General features: G+C 67.8%; 15 protein-coding genes. 9 read left to right on the top strand and 6 right to left on the bottom strand.

The features are described from left to right. Positions 1 to 39: 39 nt before the first annotated feature. From ettA to AC3IS2_RS08780, 4 genes are all read right to left on the bottom strand, one after another. Positions 40 to 1,707, bottom strand: coding sequence for an energy-dependent translational throttle protein EttA (gene ettA / locus AC3IS2_RS08795; RefSeq protein WP_489197260.1), 1,668 nt, complete (start codon positions 1,705 to 1,707; stop codon positions 40 to 42). Between the two features lie 113 nt (positions 1,708 to 1,820). Beyond that, positions 1,821 to 2,729 carry an alpha/beta hydrolase gene (locus AC3IS2_RS08790; RefSeq protein ID WP_489197258.1) on the bottom strand — a complete coding sequence of 303 codons (909 nt, stop codon included), beginning with the start codon at positions 2,727 to 2,729 and terminating at the stop codon, positions 1,821 to 1,823. 62 nt (positions 2,730 to 2,791) lie between these two features. After that, positions 2,792 to 3,403 (bottom strand): TIGR02466 family protein, encoded by a 612-nt coding sequence (locus AC3IS2_RS08785; RefSeq protein ID WP_489197257.1) that lies wholly within the window; start codon positions 3,401 to 3,403, stop codon positions 2,792 to 2,794. A 28-nt stretch (positions 3,404 to 3,431) separates the two neighbouring features. Continuing rightward, positions 3,432 to 4,202 carry a tRNA1(Val) (adenine(37)-N6)-methyltransferase gene (locus AC3IS2_RS08780; RefSeq protein ID WP_489200130.1) on the bottom strand — a complete coding sequence of 257 codons (771 nt, stop codon included), beginning with the start codon at positions 4,200 to 4,202 and terminating at the stop codon, positions 3,432 to 3,434. A gap of 143 nt (positions 4,203 to 4,345) precedes the next feature. Here AC3IS2_RS08780 and AC3IS2_RS08775 point away from each other — a divergent pair, with 143 nt between their 5' ends. After that, complete coding sequence (locus AC3IS2_RS08775) at positions 4,346 to 5,320, top strand: polyprenyl synthetase family protein (RefSeq protein ID WP_489200129.1); 975 nt, start codon at positions 4,346 to 4,348, stop codon at positions 5,318 to 5,320. Here the strand turns inward: AC3IS2_RS08775 and AC3IS2_RS08770 are convergent. Both AC3IS2_RS08770 and AC3IS2_RS08765 read right to left on the bottom strand, forming a co-directional pair. Beyond that, on the bottom strand, positions 5,317 to 6,552 hold the full coding sequence (locus tag AC3IS2_RS08770) for a hypothetical protein (RefSeq protein ID WP_489197256.1): 1,236 nt from the start codon (positions 6,550 to 6,552) through the stop codon (positions 5,317 to 5,319). The genes AC3IS2_RS08775 and AC3IS2_RS08770 overlap by 4 nt on opposite strands. Positions 6,553 to 6,650: 98 nt before the next feature. Next, positions 6,651 to 7,856 carry a pyridoxal phosphate-dependent aminotransferase gene (locus AC3IS2_RS08765; protein WP_489197254.1) on the bottom strand — a complete coding sequence of 402 codons (1,206 nt, stop codon included), beginning with the start codon at positions 7,854 to 7,856 and terminating at the stop codon, positions 6,651 to 6,653. Between the two features lie 121 nt (positions 7,857 to 7,977). Here AC3IS2_RS08765 and AC3IS2_RS08760 point away from each other — a divergent pair, with 121 nt between their 5' ends. The 8 genes from AC3IS2_RS08760 to rodA all read left to right on the top strand — a co-directional run bounded on the left by AC3IS2_RS08760 (position 7,978) and on the right by rodA (position 16,149). Next, a complete protein-coding gene (locus tag AC3IS2_RS08760; protein WP_489197253.1) occupies positions 7,978 to 8,691 on the top strand; it encodes a TVP38/TMEM64 family protein in 714 nt (237 codons plus the stop codon). Between the two features lie 22 nt (positions 8,692 to 8,713). Then, complete coding sequence (locus AC3IS2_RS08755; RefSeq protein ID WP_489197252.1) at positions 8,714 to 9,331, top strand: glutathione S-transferase family protein; 618 nt, start codon at positions 8,714 to 8,716, stop codon at positions 9,329 to 9,331. Positions 9,332 to 9,394: 63 nt separating this feature from the next. Then, positions 9,395 to 9,835: a hemerythrin domain-containing protein gene (locus tag AC3IS2_RS08750; protein ID WP_489197251.1), complete on the top strand. Its 441-nt coding sequence runs from the start codon at positions 9,395 to 9,397 to the stop codon at positions 9,833 to 9,835. Positions 9,836 to 10,055: 220 nt separating this feature from the next. Further along, positions 10,056 to 11,096 carry a rod shape-determining protein gene (locus AC3IS2_RS08745; protein WP_292082454.1) on the top strand — a complete coding sequence of 347 codons (1,041 nt, stop codon included), beginning with the start codon at positions 10,056 to 10,058 and terminating at the stop codon, positions 11,094 to 11,096. A gap of 115 nt (positions 11,097 to 11,211) precedes the next feature. Continuing rightward, a complete protein-coding gene (gene mreC / locus AC3IS2_RS08740) occupies positions 11,212 to 12,423 on the top strand; it encodes a rod shape-determining protein MreC (RefSeq protein WP_489197250.1) in 1,212 nt (403 codons plus the stop codon). Continuing rightward, the gene (locus tag AC3IS2_RS08735) at positions 12,420 to 12,938 is read left to right on the top strand and encodes a hypothetical protein (RefSeq protein ID WP_489197249.1); all 519 of its coding nucleotides are present in this window, start codon (positions 12,420 to 12,422) and stop codon (positions 12,936 to 12,938) included. Before mreC ends, AC3IS2_RS08735 begins: the two co-directional genes overlap by 4 nt. Then, a complete protein-coding gene (gene mrdA, locus AC3IS2_RS08730) occupies positions 12,935 to 14,995 on the top strand; it encodes a penicillin-binding protein 2 (protein WP_489197248.1) in 2,061 nt (686 codons plus the stop codon). Before AC3IS2_RS08735 ends, mrdA begins: the two co-directional genes overlap by 4 nt. After that, complete coding sequence (gene rodA, locus AC3IS2_RS08725; protein ID WP_489197246.1) at positions 14,992 to 16,149, top strand: rod shape-determining protein RodA; 1,158 nt, start codon at positions 14,992 to 14,994, stop codon at positions 16,147 to 16,149. Before mrdA ends, rodA begins: the two co-directional genes overlap by 4 nt. The last annotated feature ends 26 nt before the right edge of the window (positions 16,150 to 16,175 follow it).

Raw genomic sequence — 16,175 nt, 5'->3', positions numbered from 1 at the left:
CGATTGCTCGGAGGGCCGCTCGTCAGTCTGGCAGTTCGATCAGCGACCGAACTTCTGGTGCTGGATGCGCTTGGGAATGATGCTGTCCGCACCCAGGCGACGCATCTTGTCCTGCTCATAGGCTTCGAAGTTGCCCTCGAACCATTCCACGTGGCCGTCGCCTTCGAAGGCGAGGATGTGGGTGGCCAGACGGTCCAGGAACCAGCGGTCGTGGGAGATGACCACGGCGCAGCCGGCGAACTCCTCCAGAGCCTCTTCGAGGTTCTGCAGCGTCTCGATGTCCAGGTCGTTGGTCGGTTCATCGAGCAGGATCAGGTTGCCGCCCGAGGCCAGGGTCTTGGCCAGGTGGACGCGGTTGCGCTCACCGCCAGACAGTTGACCGACCTTTTTCTGCTGGTCGCCGCCCTTGAAGTTGAAGCTGCCGACATAGGCGCGGGTGTTGATCTCGCGCTTGCCGACCATCATCACGTCGGTGCCGCCCGAGATGGCCTGCCAGATGGTTTCGTCCGGCTTCAGGTCGTCGCGCGACTGGTCGACATAGGCCAGCTTGACCGTCTCGCCGACCTTGATGGTGCCGCCGTCGGGCGTTTCCTGGCCGGTGATCAGCTTGAACATGGTCGACTTGCCGGCGCCGTTGGGGCCGATGACGCCGACGATGCCGTTGGGCGGCAGCTTGAAGGTCAGGTTGTCGAACAGGGTCTTGTCGCCATAGGACTTCTTCAGGCCCTCGACTTCCAGAACCACGTTGCCCAGACGCGGGCCAGGCGGGATCTGGATGTGGGCGTGCGTTTGCGCGCCGCGCATCGATTCCTGCTCATCGACCATCCGCTCATAGGCGGCCAGACGGGCCTTGGACTTGGCCTGACGGGCCTTGGCGCCCGAACGGACCCATTCCAGTTCGCGGGTGAGGGCGCGCTGGCGAGCTTCGGATTCCGACTGCTCCTGCACGACGCGCTTGGTCTTGGCTTCCAGCCACGAGGAGTAGTTGCCCTCGTGCGGGTGGCCCTTGCCGCGGTCCAGCTCCAGCGTCCACTTGGTCACCAGGTCCAGGAAGTAGCGGTCGTGGGTGACCAGGATGACGCAGCCCGGGAAGTTCTCCAGGTGATGCTGCAGCCAGGCGACGGATTCGGCGTCCAGGTGGTTGGTCGGTTCGTCGAGCAGCAGCATGTCGGGCTTGGACAGCAGCAGGCGGGCCAGGGCCACGCGGCGCTTTTCACCACCCGACAGGTTGGTGACTTCCCAATCGTCGTCCGGGCAGCGCAGGGCGCCCATGGCCATCTCGATGCGGCTGTCGATGTCCCAGACGTCGCCGGCGTCGATCTTCTCCTGGAGGGCGGTCATCTCCTCCATCAGCTCGTCGGTGTAGTTCTCGCCCAGCTCGTTGGCGACTTCGTTGAAGCGGTTGACCCACTGCTTCTCTTCGCACCACGACTCGACGTTCTGACGAACGTTGAGGGTGGGGTCCAGCTGGGGCTCCTGCTCCAGATAGCCGCGCTTGATGCCGTCGGCGGCGCGCGCCTCGCCCGTGAACTCGGTGTCCAGGCCGGCCATGATCTTCAGCAGGGTGGATTTACCCGAACCGTTGACGCCGACGACGCCGATCTTGGCGTCGTTGTAGAAGCTCAGCCAGATGTTCTCGAAGATCTTTTTGCCGCCGGGGAAGGTCTTGGTCAGACCCTGCATCTGGAAAATATATTGCTGCGCCATGAGGTGCGTTTACGCCCTGTCGTCTGATCGAATGGGGAGGTCGGCGCGGGATGTAGCCGTCGCGCGCCCTTTGAGCAAACTCTAGACGTAACGCGGGGCGGTTTGAAGGCGGCTCAGCCCGCAGGAAGGACCGCCATCAGCGCCCGCGTGAAGCCGACCGGGGCGACCGTCAGGTGGTCCTCGTCCGTCAGCACCGTCGATTGCACGCTCAGGCCCGGATAGGCGCGGGACTTCAGCACCCGCTCCATCGTGCGCATGTCGCCGACCATGTCCGCCTCGCTGTTGTGCCGGGCGGTGGGGCCAGGGCCTTCAAAGGCACCGACATACATGAAGACCTCGGCGGGCAGGTCGCGATGGGTGCGGGCGTAGTTCGCCTCCATCTTCATCATGTGGCGCTTGTCGAACCAGAAGGACGGGCTGCCCAGAACATAGCCGCTGAACATCGTCGGGTCGGTGAACATGATCTGGGCGCCCAGCAGGCCGCCATAGGAATGGCCCAGCAGGACGCGCCGCGCCGGATCGGTGCGGAACTTCTGATCCACGAAGGGCAGGGCCTGGGTCTTCAGATAGGTCTGATAGGCCGCCCCGCCGCCGTGAACGGCATCGCCCGAACTGCGCGGGCCGTTTGGCGTCGGCGTATAGTCGCGACGGCGGCTGGCGGCGCCGTTGTCGCCCTTGGCGTAGGACAGGCCGACCAAGATGAACTCCTCGATCACCGGTCCCTCCAGATTCACCCGGCGCGCGATCTGGCGGATGATGGGGAAGGCGTAGTCGGCGTCGGTGACGTAGAGCACCGGATAGCGCCGACTCGGCTCGGCCTCATAGCTGGCGGGCAGGCTGACGAAGACCTCGTAATCGCGGCCCGAGACCGGATCGGGCACGGACCAGACCTGGGTGCCCGTCAGCACATAGGGTGCGCCCTCGGCGGCGGATTCGGTGGTGGTCCGGGCGTCCGCCCGTTCGCCGCAACCTGTGGCGAGGCTCGCCGCCACCAGAATTGTCGCCAGTCCCAATGCCCGCATGGACGCCCCCTCAAGCTTCACTGAGGGCAGGGTTCAGGGCAAATGCGGCGCTGAAAGGGCGATCAGGCGTAGTTGAAGCTGATCGAGATGCGCTGTTCCTCGGCGCGGTTGGCCGGCACCTCGTGACGCAGCCAGCTTTCCCACATCAGGATCGTGCCTGACGCCGGCTTCAGATAGACGAAGGGACGTTCGGCTTCGGTCGCCTCGGCGGTCAGGCCGGGGCGGGCCATCATCATGACCAGGCGCGGGTCCTCGATCTTCAGCGACGAGGCGCCGTCGGGGACGTGGATGTAGATGGTGCCCGAAATGATGGCGTGCGGGTGGATGTGGCCGGTGTGGCCGCCGCCGGGCATCAGGACGTTGACCCACAGATTGTCCAGCCGGGGCTTCTTGGCCAGATCGAAGTGCAGCGCCTTGGCGTAGGCGGCGGCGTGCTTGTCCAGCAGCTTCTTCAGTTCGGCGAACTCGGGGAAGCGATGCGGCAGGTCGTTGATCGAGCCGTAGGAGGTGTAGCCCGGATAGTGGTTGGCCTTGCACCACTCGATCCCGGCCTCGTCCTCTTCGGCCATGACCAGGCAGAGGTCGAGGATTTCCTCGTGCAGTTCGGCCCAGCCGGGCGCGGCGGCCAGCGAGGCTTCATAGACTTGAGTAGGGAAGAGGGGGCGCAGGGACATGGCGGTTCCTTAGGCCAAGCTGGCGGCTTCAGAAAGGCAGGGCTGCCTCGCCGCGCAGGATGGCCTCGGCCTCGGGGCTGTGCTTGGCGTCGGTGCGGTCGTGCAGGATCAGCGGCGGCAGCAGGCGCAAGGGGGCCTTGCCGGTCTTGATGGCCTGGACCAGCACCCGCTTGGCGGGCTGGTCGGCGTAGGGATGGATGGGGCGGATGGCGAAGGAGCCGGCCTTGTCGCCCAGCAGGGCCAGCAGGTCGGCCAGGCGATCGGCGCGGTGGATGACGATGATGCGGCCACCCTCGCGCACGGATTTCAGCAGGAAGCCGGTCCAGGCCTTCAGCCCGTCGTCGGCCATCCAGGCGCCCATCTTGCCCTCGGCGGGCGCTCGCAATGCGCCGGGGTCGTCGAAGAAGGGCGGGTTGCTGACGGCCCAGTCGAAGGGCGCAAGGTCCAGCGCGCGAAACCCCTGCGCCACATCGCCGCTGAGAATGGTGGTGCGGTCGTCGGCGCCATTGAGTGCGGCGTTCTCGCGCGCCAGTCCGGCGGCGGTCAGGTCGCGCTCCAGCCCAGTCAGGGCCACGCCCGGCCGACGCGCCGCCACCTGCATCAGCACGGCGCCCGCGCCGCAGCCCGCCTCGATCAGCCGTTCGCCGGGTTTAGCGTCGACGGCGGCGGCCAGCAGGGCGGCGTCCATGCCGGCGCGATAGCCCTTTACTGGCTGGCGCAGCCGGACGCGCCCGCCCAGCAGGGCGGATTCCGCAACTTCGGCGGCGACAGTAGGGGTTGACCCGGCTTGACCCGTCATGACGCCGCCACCATTGTGCGCCGCATCGCGTTCGGGCAAGCGGATGCGTGTGATTTCCGGGCGAATCTCCCTGTTCGCCCCCTGTGTTGAAAGAGAATTTCGTGGACGCAGCTCTCGTCGCCGCTCCCCGCCCCAAGGGCGATGTGGACGCTCTTGTTCGTCTGGCCAAGGACGACATGGCGGCGGTCGACGCCCTGATCATCGCCCGGATGCAGTCCGACGTGCCGGTGATCCCGCTTCTGGCCGAGCATCTGGTCTCGGCGGGCGGCAAGCGTCTGCGTCCGCTGCTGACCGTCGCCGCCGCCCGCGCCATCGGCGCGACGGGCGAGATCGAAGGCCCCAAGAAGCTGGCCGCCTCGGTCGAGTTCATCCACACCGCCACCCTGCTGCACGACGACATCGTCGACGGCTCGGAGATGCGGCGCGGCAAGGTGGCGGCGCATCTGATCTGGGGCGCGGCCTCGTCGGTGCTGGTCGGCGACTTCCTGTTCGCCCGCGCCTTTGAGCTGATGGTCGAGACGGATTCCCTGCGCGCCCTGGGGATCCTGGCCACCGCGTCCAGCGTCATCGCCGAGGGCGAGGTGCTGCAACTGACGCGCGCCCACGACCTGAACCTGGATCAGGCCACCTATCTGCAGATCATCCGCGCCAAGACCGCCGAACTGTTCGCCGCGGCCGCCGAGTCGGGCGCGGTGGGCGCGGGCGCGACCGAGGAGCAGGTGAAGGCCCTGCGCGATTATGGCATGGCGCTCGGCATCGCCTTCCAACTGGCCGACGACGCCCTGGATTACGGCAGCGACTCTGCGACCCTGGGCAAGAACGCGGGCGACGACTTCAACGAGGGCAAGGCGACCCTGCCGCTGCTGCTGGCCGTCCAGCGCACCAAGGGCAAGGAAGACCTGTTCTGGGATCGCGTCATCACCAAGGGCGAACGCACACCCGAGGACTTCAACCGCGCGCGTGAACTGATCCTGGGCACGGGCGCGGTCGAGGCGACGCTGGACGCGGCCGGCGACTACGCCGACCGGGCCAAGGCGGCGCTGTCGGTCCTGCCGGCCAGCGACTGGCGCTCGGCGCTGGAAGACCTGGCCGACTTCGCGGTCAGCCGCGCGGCCTAGTTCCGACGACGCAGGCCGCCCAGGCCTCGCAGAATTGAGCGCGCGGCGTCTCCGACGGTCGGGGCGGGCTGGCTGCGATCCTGGGCGCGCGCGCCGTCAGGCTCGTCGCCCATGTCCATGTCCGACATGTCCATGCCCAGCATGGTCGTGGCGTTCGAGGCGTAGCGCACCTTGACCACGTGCTCGATGTTCCACGGCTCGCGCCGGTTGGCGGGGCGCGGCGGATAGGTGAAGTCGGCCTCGCCGCCGAAGGCGGTGACGCGCACCATGGCTTGCGGCGCGGCGGCCAGGACGGCGCTGGGGATCGGACAGCGCGTGGTCGTGGCGGGCAAGACGACCTTCTGCGCGATCAGCCGGTCCAGATCGCCCGGTGACAGGAAGTCGGGGATCATGCCGGGGGCGATGGCGACGTCGCTGGAACTCCAGATGATGACGTCGCCGGCCTCGTTCGCGCCCATGGTCAGGGCGAAATAGCCGCGCGCGTTCGGCACGGCCTCCCAGCCCAGGCCCGAGGCGTCGCCGGGCGCTATGCCGCTCAGGCGCAGGGGCGCCAGGAAGTCCTGATCGCCGCTCAGGCTGAAGGCGATGTCGGGGGTGTAGTCGCCCTGAACCTTGTGCGCGCCGACCAGGGAGCCGTCCGGCGGCACGGTCTGGCTGTCGCGGCCGTTCGGCCAGTCGCCGTAGGTCCGGCCTGCGCCCGGCGAGGGCGGCGTGGGCGAGGACAGGCGGATGTTGTCAGCCAGGGCGCCGAACTGGCTGACGCCGCCGCGCGACAGTTCGATCACCACGGGCTGACCCGCGCCGGTCGCCTCGCCGCAGCCGTGATAGATCAGCATCCGGGCCGAACCGCCGTAGTCCTGCGGCGCGGTGCGGTCGTAGTCAGGCCCGCCCTGGGGCGTGTCCGGCGTGATCAGCGGCAGGCTGGGGCCGACGCCCAGCGAGGCGGGCGGCAGGTGTTCGGCGTGCGGCGAGGCCGTGGTTCGGCTGGACTGAAGCTGCAACGTCAGCGCCTTGTGCACGCCGCCGCCCGACATCATGGCCATGGGGTTGAAACCGGCGCCGCCCGCGCCCCCGCTCATGCCCGCCATGCCGGGCAGTCCGCTGCTGGTCTGGGCCGTCATCCAATAGGTGGCGACGGGGCCGGTGGTGGGCTGGGACTGCGTGGCGGCGGGACCGGCCACGACAACGGCGGCGGTCAGCGCCATAGCGCTGGCTGTCGTCAAACGCTTCATGAGAGAGGCTCCGAAGGGTCGAGTATCGACGATCTTCGAACGCTACGCCTCTCGCGACGATCGCGCCAGAGACGCGACCGCCGCTTCATGAGGAATGTCTATTTCAGCGAGGCGCAGAACTTCTGGATGCGGCGGCAGCCCTCTTCCAGCACGTCTTCCGAGGTGGCGTAGCTGATGCGGAAATAGGGGCTGAGGCCGAAGGCGGCGCCCTGGACCACGGCCACGCCTTCCTGGTTCAGCAGTTCGGCGGTGAAGGTCTCGTCGTTGTCGATGACCACGCCCGACGTCGTGGTCTTGCCGATCAGGTCCTCGATCGAGGGATAGACGTAGAAGGCGCCTTCCGGCGTGGGGCAGCGAACGCCAGTCGCCTGGTTCAGCATGGACACCACCAGATCACGACGGCGCTCGAAGGCCCCGGCGCGCTCGGCCAGAAAGTCCTGCGGGCCGTTCAGGGCCTCGACGGCGGCCCACTGGCTGATCGACGACGGGTTGGAGGTCGTCTGGCTGGCGACCTTGCGCATCAGGTCGATCAGGGGCTTGGGGCCGCCCGCATAGCCGATGCGCCAGCCGGTCATGGCATAGGCCTTGGACACGCCGTTGCACGTCAGGGTGCGCTCATAGAGGTCCGGCGCCACCTGGGCGATGGTGACGTAGTCGAAGCCGCCATAGACGAGATGCTCATACATGTCGTCGGTCAGGATCCAGACCTGCGGGTGCTTGCGCAGCACCACGGCCAGGGCTTCCAGCTCGGCGCGGGTATAGGCGGCGCCGGTCGGGTTCGACGGCGAGTTCAGGATGATCCACCTGGTCTTCGGCGTGATGGCCGCGTCCAGCACCTCGGGGCGCAGCTTGAAGCCGTCGGCTTCCTCGCCGATCACGGTGACGGGTTCGCCGCCGGCCAGCAGCACCATGTCCGGGTAGGACACCCAGTAGGGGGCCGGCACGATGACTTCGTCGCCGGGGTTCAGCGTGGCGACCAGGGCGTTGTAGATCACCGGCTTGCCGCCCGAGGCGACGTGAATCTGGTTGGCGGCGTAGGTCAGGCCGTTCTCGCGCGCGAACTTGGCGACGATGGCGGCCTTCAGCTCGGGCATGCCGTCGGCGTCAGTGTATTTCGTCTCGCCACGGTTGATGGCCTCGACGGCGGCGGCCTTGATGTTGTCCGGGGTGTCGAAGTCCGGCTCGCCGGCGCCCAGGCCGATCACGTCGCGGCCCTGGCGTTTCAGCTCGCGCGCCTGAGCGGTCACGGCCAGGGTGGCCGAAGGCTTGACGCGGGCGAGGGAGGCGGACTGAAGGCTGGACATGTCTATCCCGTCTGGAGGATGTGGAGAGAGCCGGGGAGGCGAGGCTTGATACGCAACCCGGCGAGGCCGCACAACGTTTGTGCGTGCTCTTGGCGATCAAAAGGCGATTTGGGCGAAATTAATGCGGCGGATCGTCGATTTTCTGCTGAACATGGAAGCCCAGCGTTGGCGCACCCTGCTGGTCAGCCTGCTGCTGCTCGGGGGAATCATCGCCCTGTTCGCCTTTGGCAAAAGCCATTTCACCCTGGGCGCGGAAGAGAAGCTGGAAGCCTGGCTGGAGGGCTACAGCATCGGTCCCTGGGGACTGGTCGCGGCCATCGTCGTCTTCACCCTGTCGGCCTTTGTCGGCGTGCCGCAGTTCATCCTGATCGCCGCCTGCGTGGTGGCCTTCGGGCCGTGGTTCGGCTTTCTCTACAGCTGGATCGCCACGGTGGCGTCGGCGGCTGTCACCTACTGGCTGGGACGCGGCCCTACGGCGCGGGCGCTGGAGCGGTTCGGCGGCGGCGTGACCGAGCGGCTGAAGCGGTTCGTCGGGCGCAACGCCTTTTCCGCCAGCTTCATCATCAGGAACGTGCCCTCGGCGCCCTTCATCGTCGTCAACATGGCGTTCGGCGCGGTGCGGGCCTCGTTTCCGGGCTTTCTGGCCGGGTGCGCCCTGGGCGTCCTGCCCAAGACCGCTCTGGTCGCCTTCTTCGGCGGCTCCTTCATGGCGGCGGTTTCAGGCGACGGCGTATGGACCTCTTTGATCCTCGCCGGCGTTGCAGTCGTCTGGCTGGCGTTGATGCTGGCGGTGCGCGAGGTCGTGAAGCGACGCGAGGCCGCGCGCACGGACTGATCCGATCCGGAGGAGACGGCCGATGCTCAAGCTCTACTATTCGCCCGGCGCCTGCGCCATGGCTTCGCATATCGCGCTGGAGGAAGCCGGCGCCGACTATGTCCTGGAAAAGATCGATCTGGCCAAGGGCGAGCAGAAACGGCCGGAGTATCTGGCGATCAATCCGGACGGCGTGACGCCGGCCCTGGCGACGCCGCAGGGGATCATCACCCAGAACGTCGCCATCCAGGCCTATGTCGCCCAGACGCACCCGCACGCCCAACTCGCCGATCTGGACGATCCCTTCGCCTTCGCCCGGCTGCAGGCCTTCAACGCCTGGCTGACGTCGGCCCTGCATCCGGCCATCGGCAAGGTGGTGTTCAGCCGTCCGCCGTTGGAGGGCGAGGCGAGGGATGCGGCGGTCGAGGCCGCCCTGGCGAAATACGACCTAGCCGAACACCATATGCTGGTCGGGCCATGGGCCCTGGGCGAGGACCATTCGCTGACGGACGGCTATCTGATGGTCTTCACCCGCTGGGCCCGGCAGGCGGGTCTGCTGGACAAGGCGAGGTTCCCCAAACTGAACGCCCATCTCGATCTTGTGCAGTCGCGACCCGCTGTCCAGCGGGTCCTGCATCTGGAAGGGCTGCAGCCGATCTGATCCGGTAGGAACTCCTTCAGTATTCGCGTCTAGGTTGGGTGACGGGCGTGGAGGAAATCTCTGATGGATACGCGTTCGCTTGTTTCGCAGCATCGCGTCATCATTCGGCGCGCGATCGCCTTGAGGGGCATGTCCGGCATGGTTCGGACGCCCGAGGACAGTCGCGAAGCGCGCGGCCTGATCGAGGCCATCGACGAACTGCTGGTCGAACATCTCACGATTGAGGATCAGGTGCTTTATCCGGCGCTTCTTGACGCTCCGGACGCCGCTACGCGAGCCTTTGCAGCGGATTGCTTCGAGGAGATGGGCGGTATTCTGGATGTCTGGGTCCACTATCGCGAGCAATGGACGGCTGAGCGGATACTGGCCGATCCCAGGCGGTTTCACGAGGTGACTGGCGGCGTGGTCGGCGCGCTGGCCAGCCGCGTCGAGAAGGAGGACGCCGAGCTCTATCCGGCGATGGACGCCCTGATGGCGGCGCGCGCGGGCCACGATGCGGCCTAAAGCCCGCCGGGACTGGAAGCGGGGCTGTAACCGGGTCGTGATCCGGGTTCGGATTCGGGGCTTGTAATCCAATCGGCATACAGGCAAACGGGCCTGTAGTCGGCTAGGCGAGGACGGTCAGGACGGTCCTGTGCAGGGGATGTGCAGGGCGGGGGCGTCGCCACAGCGGACTAGCACGAATCACGCCCTCGCAGGCTCGAACAAGCGGTACCCGACGCCCATGCTTTCACCCCTCTTCGGCATGATCTCCAACGACATCGCAATGGATCTGGGGACAGCCAACACCCTGATCTACATGCGGGGCAAAGGCATCGTCCTGAACGAACCGTCCGTCGTCGCCCTGCGCAACGTCGGCGGTCGCAAGATCGTCCACGCCGTCGGCCTGGAGGCCAAGCAGATGCTGGGCCGCACGCCCGGCCACATGGAAGCCATCCGTCCGATGCGCGACGGGGTCATCGCCGACTTCGAAGTCGCCGAGGAGATGATCAAGCACTTCATTCGCAAGGTTCATAACCGCAAGGGCTTCGTGAACCCCAAGATGATCGTCTGCGTCCCGTCGGGCGCCACGGCTGTCGAACGCCGCGCGATCAACGACTCCTGCCTGAACGCCTCGGCCCGCCGCGTCGGCCTGATCGACGAGCCGATGGCCGCCGCGATCGGCGCAGGTCTGCCGATCCACGAGCCGACCGGCTCGATGGTCGTCGACATCGGCGGCGGCACCACCGAAGTGGCCGTCCTGTCGCTGTCGGGCATCGTCTATTCGCGTTCGGTCCGCGTCGGCGGCGACATGATGGACGACGCCATCATCAGCTACATGCGCCGCAACCATAACCTGCTGATCGGTGAAACGACCGCCGAGCGCATCAAGAAGGACATCGGCACCGCCCGTATCCCGGCTGACGGCGAAGGCCTGTCGATCGAGGTCAAGGGCCGCGACCTGATGCAGGGCGTGCCGCGCGAAGTGAAGATGAGCGAGCGTCAGGCTGCTGAGGCCCTGGCCGAGCCGGTCTCGCAGATCGTCGAAGCCGTCAAGGTCGCCCTGGAAGCCACGCCGCCGGAACTGGCCGCCGACATCGCCGACAAGGGCATCATGCTGACGGGCGGCGGCGCCCTGCTGCGCGGTCTGGACGTCGAGATCCGCGACCACACCGGCCTGCCGGTCCAGGTGGCCGACGATCCGCTGTCCTGCGTCGCCATCGGCTGCGGCAAGGTGCTGGAGCACCCGTCGTGGATGAAGGGCGTCCTCGAGTCCTCGCTCTGAGGCTGAACGGCCTGTCGCAGGGACTGCGTTCTTCGGGAATCGGTTTTTGCGATAGGCTCTCACCGCCGGCGGGCCATGGCTCGCCGGTCCCGAACCTCTAGCAGGAAGGCTGGCCGTGGCGTTTCGCGACGGACCGTTCGAGAATCTGAAGGTGCCGCTGGCCTGGACGGCCGCGGTCGTGGTCGTCGTCGGCCTGGCCGGCGCGGTCATGCTGTTGCTGGGCGACAGCCGTCAAACTCCGAACGCTGACAGCTATGCGCCTGCACGCGCGGGCTTCGAGGCCGGCGCCGCGCCGGTGGGCGGCGCGCTGTCCGCGCCCGTTCGCTGGACGGGCAACGCCGTCGATTACGTCAAGGGCTACTTCTTCGCCGTGTCGGAGAACCGGCGTCTGCGTCAGCAGGTCGTCGAGCTGAACGCCTGGCGCGATGACGCCCTGGCGCTGAAGAACGTCAATTCCCGTTATGAGCAGATGCTGGGCGTGAAGACCGAGCCGCCGGTGCCGATGGTCACGGGCCTGGCCATCACCGACGCGCGCGGGCCGTTCGCCCGCTCGCGACTGCTGAACGTCGGCGCCGCCAGGGGCGTGCGCATCGGCAATCCCGTGTTGAGCGAGCATGGCCTGGTCGGGCGGATCGTCGGCGCCTCCGCCGGCTACAGCCGGATGCTGCTGCTGACCGACGTGGCGTCGCGCACGCCTGTGCTGATCGAGCGCACTGACGCGCGGGCCATGCTGACCGGCGACGGCAGCGGCAGCCCGCGTCTGGACTATGTGCGCGGCGCGGGTTCGGTGAAGGAAGGCGACCGCGTCCTGTCGTCGGGCGACGGCGGCGGCTTCCCGCGCGGCCTGCCCATCGGCGTGGCCGCCAAGGGCGTCGACGGATCGTGGCGGGTCAAGCTGTTCAGCGACCGCACCGCCATCGACTATGTCCGGGTGCTGCTGTTCCAGGACTTCAGCCAGCTGGCCGACCAGAACGCCCTGAACGCCCCGCCGCTGGCCAGCCTCAACACCGCGCCGCCGCCGACCCCGGCTCAGGCCGCCGCCATTCAGGACGTGGCCACGCGCCGCGCCGCCGCCGCCGCCGCGACCGCCGAGCGCGTGCGCGCCGCCAACGCCGCCCCGCCGCCTGTGGCCGCGCCCGCGCCCGCGCCCGCGTCCGGCGCCACAGCGGCTGCGACGACCGTGCCGACGGCTTCGCGTCCCGCTGCAACCCGTCCGACGACGCCGCAACCGCGACCCGTCGCGCCCCGGCCGGTCGCCCCGGCGCCGACCCCGCCTGGCGCGTCGGCGCCTGACGCAACGCCGAACCCTGCGGGAGCGGCAGAGTGAGACGGGCGATCACGGTCCGCGTCGTCGGCCCGCTGCAATGGATCGTCTATCCGGCCCTGATCGCGATCGCGGTCACGGTGCTGCTGGCGATTCCGTTCCGGCTGTTCGGCCTGAACCTGCCCGAGCCGGTGTTGCCGATCGTTCTGGCCTTCGCCTGGCCCTTGATCCGCCCGTCCATGCTGGCGCCGGCGGTCCTGTTCGGTCTCGGCCTGTTCCTGGATCTGTTCTGGGGCGGAGCGCTGGGCCTTTGGCCGCTCAGCTTGCTGGCGGTCTATGGGGCGATCCTGCTGGCGTCGAACTTCCTGGCGGGGCAGGCGACCATCGTTCTGTTCGCCCTCTATGTCGCCTCGACCGGCCTGGCCTTCTTCCTGGCCTACATGATCACTACGCTGAGCCTGGGCAATGCGCCGAGCATCCTGGCCGTCATGGGTCAGGTCGTGCCGACGCTGTTGCTCTTCCCCCTGGCCGACTGGCTGATCCAGCGGTTTGACGACGCCGACGTACGCTTCCGATGAGCAGCGAACCGCATATCTTCTTCTCGGACGTGAACGAGCGGCAGGGGTCCTTCCTGCGGCGCACCCTGTTGCTGGGCGGGGCCACGACGCTGGGCGTTACGGCGCTGATCGGGCGCCTGGCCCAGCTTCAGATCGTCAAGGCCGAGGAATATGCGACCCTCGCCACCAACAACCAGTTCAACTTCCGTCTGGTCCCGCCGCCGCGCGGTCTGATCAAGGATCGTCACGGCGTGGTCGTGGCCGGCAACCGGCCCAGTTTCCGCGTCCTGGTCGTGCGGGACGAGACCAAGGACCTAGACCAGACGCTCGACCTGCTGGGCCAACTGCTGCCCGATACGCTGGAGCGTCGCCGCACCATCATCCGCGAGGTCAACGCCGCGCCGCGCTTCTCGCCCGTGCCGGTCAAGGCGGATCTGACCTGGGAGGAGTTCTCCAAGGTCAACCTGCACGCCGCCGAACTGCCCGGCGTCATGGCCGACATGAACGAGGCCCGCTACTATCCGCACGGCGGGGCCTACGCCCATGTCATCGGCTATGTGGCCAAGGTGTCGGACCGCGACATCAAGGCGATCCGCGACAAGGGCGAGGAGCCGCCCTCCATCCTGTTCAACCCGGGCTTCCGCATCGGTCGTCAGGGCATCGAGAAGGCGCTGGACTCCGACCTGCGCGGCGAAGCCGGCGGCAAACGGGTCGAGGTCGACGCGCGCGGCCGCGTGGTCGCCGAGGACGTGGCGGGATCCCGAGCCGCTGTGCCCGGCGCCGAGGTGGTGCTGACGCTGGACAACGACGTCCAGAACCGGGCGCTGGAGGTGTTCGGCGAGGAATCAGGCAGTTGCGTCGTCATGGACGTGCGCAACGGCGACATCCTGGCCATGGTCTCGGCCCCGTCATTCGACCCCAACCTGTTCGTCTCGGGCGTGCCGTCCAAGGTCTATCGGGCGCTGGCCGACTATGAGCGCAAGCCGCTGCTGGACAAGGCGATCTACGGCACCTTCCCGCCGGGCTCGACCTTCAAGATGACCACGGCCCTGGCCTTCCTCGATGCAGGCATCGACCCGAAGGAGCGCGTGGTCTGCTCCGGCGGCTATCGCTACGGCGGGCGCACCTTCCGCTGCTGGCGACGCGGCGGGCACGGGTCGATGGACATGCACAACGCCATCAAGAACTCGTGCGACACCTATTTCTACCACCTGTCCAACCGGGCGGGGGTGGACCGGATTTCCCGCGTGGCCGAGGATCTGGGTTATCATCGCACCTATGACATCGGCATCGGCGGCCAATCCAAGGGCCTGTTGCCGACGACCGAATGGGTCAAGAAGGCCCGCCCCAGGGATCCGGTCTGGCATCCGGGCGAGACCCTGTCGGTCGCCATCGGGCAGGGGGCTGTGTCGATCACCTGTCTGCAGCAGGCGGTGATGGTGTCGCGCTTGGCCAATGGGCGAAAGGCCATCACCCCGCGCCTGATCAAGTCCATCGGCGGCAAGGAACAGCCGTCCGGCGGCGACGTGCCGGACCTGCCGTTCAGCGACGAGCACCTGGATATCGTGCGCGCGGGCATGGCGGCCGTGGCCAACGATGTGACCGGCACCGCCTATCGCGCCTCGCAGCTGGGCCTGGGCGACATCAAGATGGCCGGCAAGACCGGCACGGCCCAGTCGCGCGACTACGGCACGGGGTCGCGCGGACCGCGCGACGCGGTCTGGGCGCGACGCGACCACGCCCTGTTCGTCGCCTTCGCCCCGCATGACGCCCCGCGCTACGCCATCGCCCTGATCATCCAGCACGCCCCCTCGGGCGGCGCCGCCGACGCCGCGCCCAAGGCGCGCGAGGTGATGAAGGTCGCCTTGCTGAAGGATCCCGAGATGCGCGCCCGCATCGAGCGGCCCTTGCCGCCTGAACCGGTCGGGCCGGTCGGCGCCGACGAGGCCGAACTGGAGCCGGGCGGCGAAGTCACCGGCCAGGCCGCCGTCGAGGCCTTCACGCCGCGCGCCCCCGCAGCACGGGCGCCGACCGCGTCTTCGGGACCGCGCCCCTATCTTTCGGAGACGCCGCAATGACCGCGTCCGCCCTGTCCCGTCCCGGCGAACGCGACCGGCTGTCCAGCAAGCTGGCCGAGCTGGACTGGCGGGTCGTCGGCCTGCTGTGCGTCCTGGCCGGCATCGGCACGGCCATGCTGTATTCGATCGCGGGCAGCAGTTGGTCCCCCTGGGCGTGGAAACATCTGCTGCGCTTCGGCGTCCTGCTGGTCGTCATGATCGGTCTGGCGATGGTTCACCCGAAGTGGTGGTTCCACGCCGCCTATCCGCTGTACGGCCTGCTGCTGTTCATGGTGCTGCTGATCGAGTTCACCCCGCTGGGCTATATGGCTGGCGGCGCCAAGAACTGGCTGAATCTGGGCTTCATCCGCATCCAGCCGGCCGAGTTCGTCAAGATCGGCCTGGTTCTGGCTCTGGCGCGTTGGTACCACGGCCATTCGGCCCAGGACGCCCGCTGGTCATGGAAGCTGGTCTTCCCCCTGGGGATGATCGGTCTGCCCTTCCTGCTGGTGGCCAAGCAGCCCGACCTCGGTTCGGCCATGGTCATCGGCCTGACCGGCGCCGCCGTCATGTTCATGGCGGGGCTGAGCTGGCGGGTGATCGCCGCCGCCGCCGCCGCCGCCGTGGCCATCATTCCGCCCTTCGTCATGTTCGTCATGCACGACTATCAGCGCAACCGCGTCCTGACCTTCTTGAACCCCGAGGCCGATCCGTCGGGCACGGGCTACAACATCATCCAGTCCAAGATCGCCCTGGGCTCCGGCGGCCTGCTGGGCAAGGGCTACGGCCTGGGCAGCCAGAGCCAGCTGGAGTTCCTGCCCGAGCGGCACACCGACTTCATCTTCTCGACCGTGTCCGAGGAGTTCGGCTTCGTCGGGTCGTTCACGGTGCTGGCCTGCTACACCGCCCTGATCCTGATCTCGCTGCGGATCGCCTCGCTGTCGCACAGCCATTTCGGCCGGATCAGCGCGGCGGGCATGACCGCCTTCCTGGCCATCTTCATCCTGATCAACGGGGCGATGGTGATGGGCCTGGCGCCGGTCGTGGGCGTGCCCATGCCGCTGCTGTCCTATGGCGGTTCGACCATGATGACGGTGATGATCGGCTTCGGCCTGATCCTGTCGACCCACGTCCACCGCTATGTCGAACTGCCGAAGGGGCAGGGGCTGTTCTGATCGCGGTTTCAGGCGTTAGGCTGAGG

It is taken from the genome of Brevundimonas sp. KH_025 (genome assembly GCF_057839885.1).
This window is presented reverse-complemented; position numbering and strand designations above follow the sequence as displayed.

Coding starts and splice junctions, on each gene's coding strand:
- ettA (WP_489197260.1), bottom strand. CDS start 1,707: ATGGCGCAGCAATATATTTTCCAGATGCAGGGTCTGACCAAGACCTTC.
- AC3IS2_RS08790 (WP_489197258.1), bottom strand. CDS start 2,729: ATGCGGGCATTGGGACTGGCGACAATTCTGGTGGCGGCGAGCCTCGCC.
- AC3IS2_RS08785 (WP_489197257.1), bottom strand. CDS start 3,403: ATGTCCCTGCGCCCCCTCTTCCCTACTCAAGTCTATGAAGCCTCGCTG.
- AC3IS2_RS08780 (WP_489200130.1), bottom strand. CDS start 4,202: ATGACGGGTCAAGCCGGGTCAACCCCTACTGTCGCCGCCGAAGTTGCG.
- AC3IS2_RS08770 (WP_489197256.1), bottom strand. CDS start 6,552: ATGAAGCGTTTGACGACAGCCAGCGCTATGGCGCTGACCGCCGCCGTT.
- AC3IS2_RS08765 (WP_489197254.1), bottom strand. CDS start 7,856: ATGTCCAGCCTTCAGTCCGCCTCCCTCGCCCGCGTCAAGCCTTCGGCC.
- AC3IS2_RS08760 (WP_489197253.1), top strand. CDS start 7,978: ATGCGGCGGATCGTCGATTTTCTGCTGAACATGGAAGCCCAGCGTTGG.
- AC3IS2_RS08755 (WP_489197252.1), top strand. CDS start 8,714: ATGCTCAAGCTCTACTATTCGCCCGGCGCCTGCGCCATGGCTTCGCAT.
- AC3IS2_RS08750 (WP_489197251.1), top strand. CDS start 9,395: ATGGATACGCGTTCGCTTGTTTCGCAGCATCGCGTCATCATTCGGCGC.
- AC3IS2_RS08745 (WP_292082454.1), top strand. CDS start 10,056: ATGCTTTCACCCCTCTTCGGCATGATCTCCAACGACATCGCAATGGAT.
- mrdA (WP_489197248.1), top strand. CDS start 12,935: ATGAGCAGCGAACCGCATATCTTCTTCTCGGACGTGAACGAGCGGCAG.
- rodA (WP_489197246.1), top strand. CDS start 14,992: ATGACCGCGTCCGCCCTGTCCCGTCCCGGCGAACGCGACCGGCTGTCC.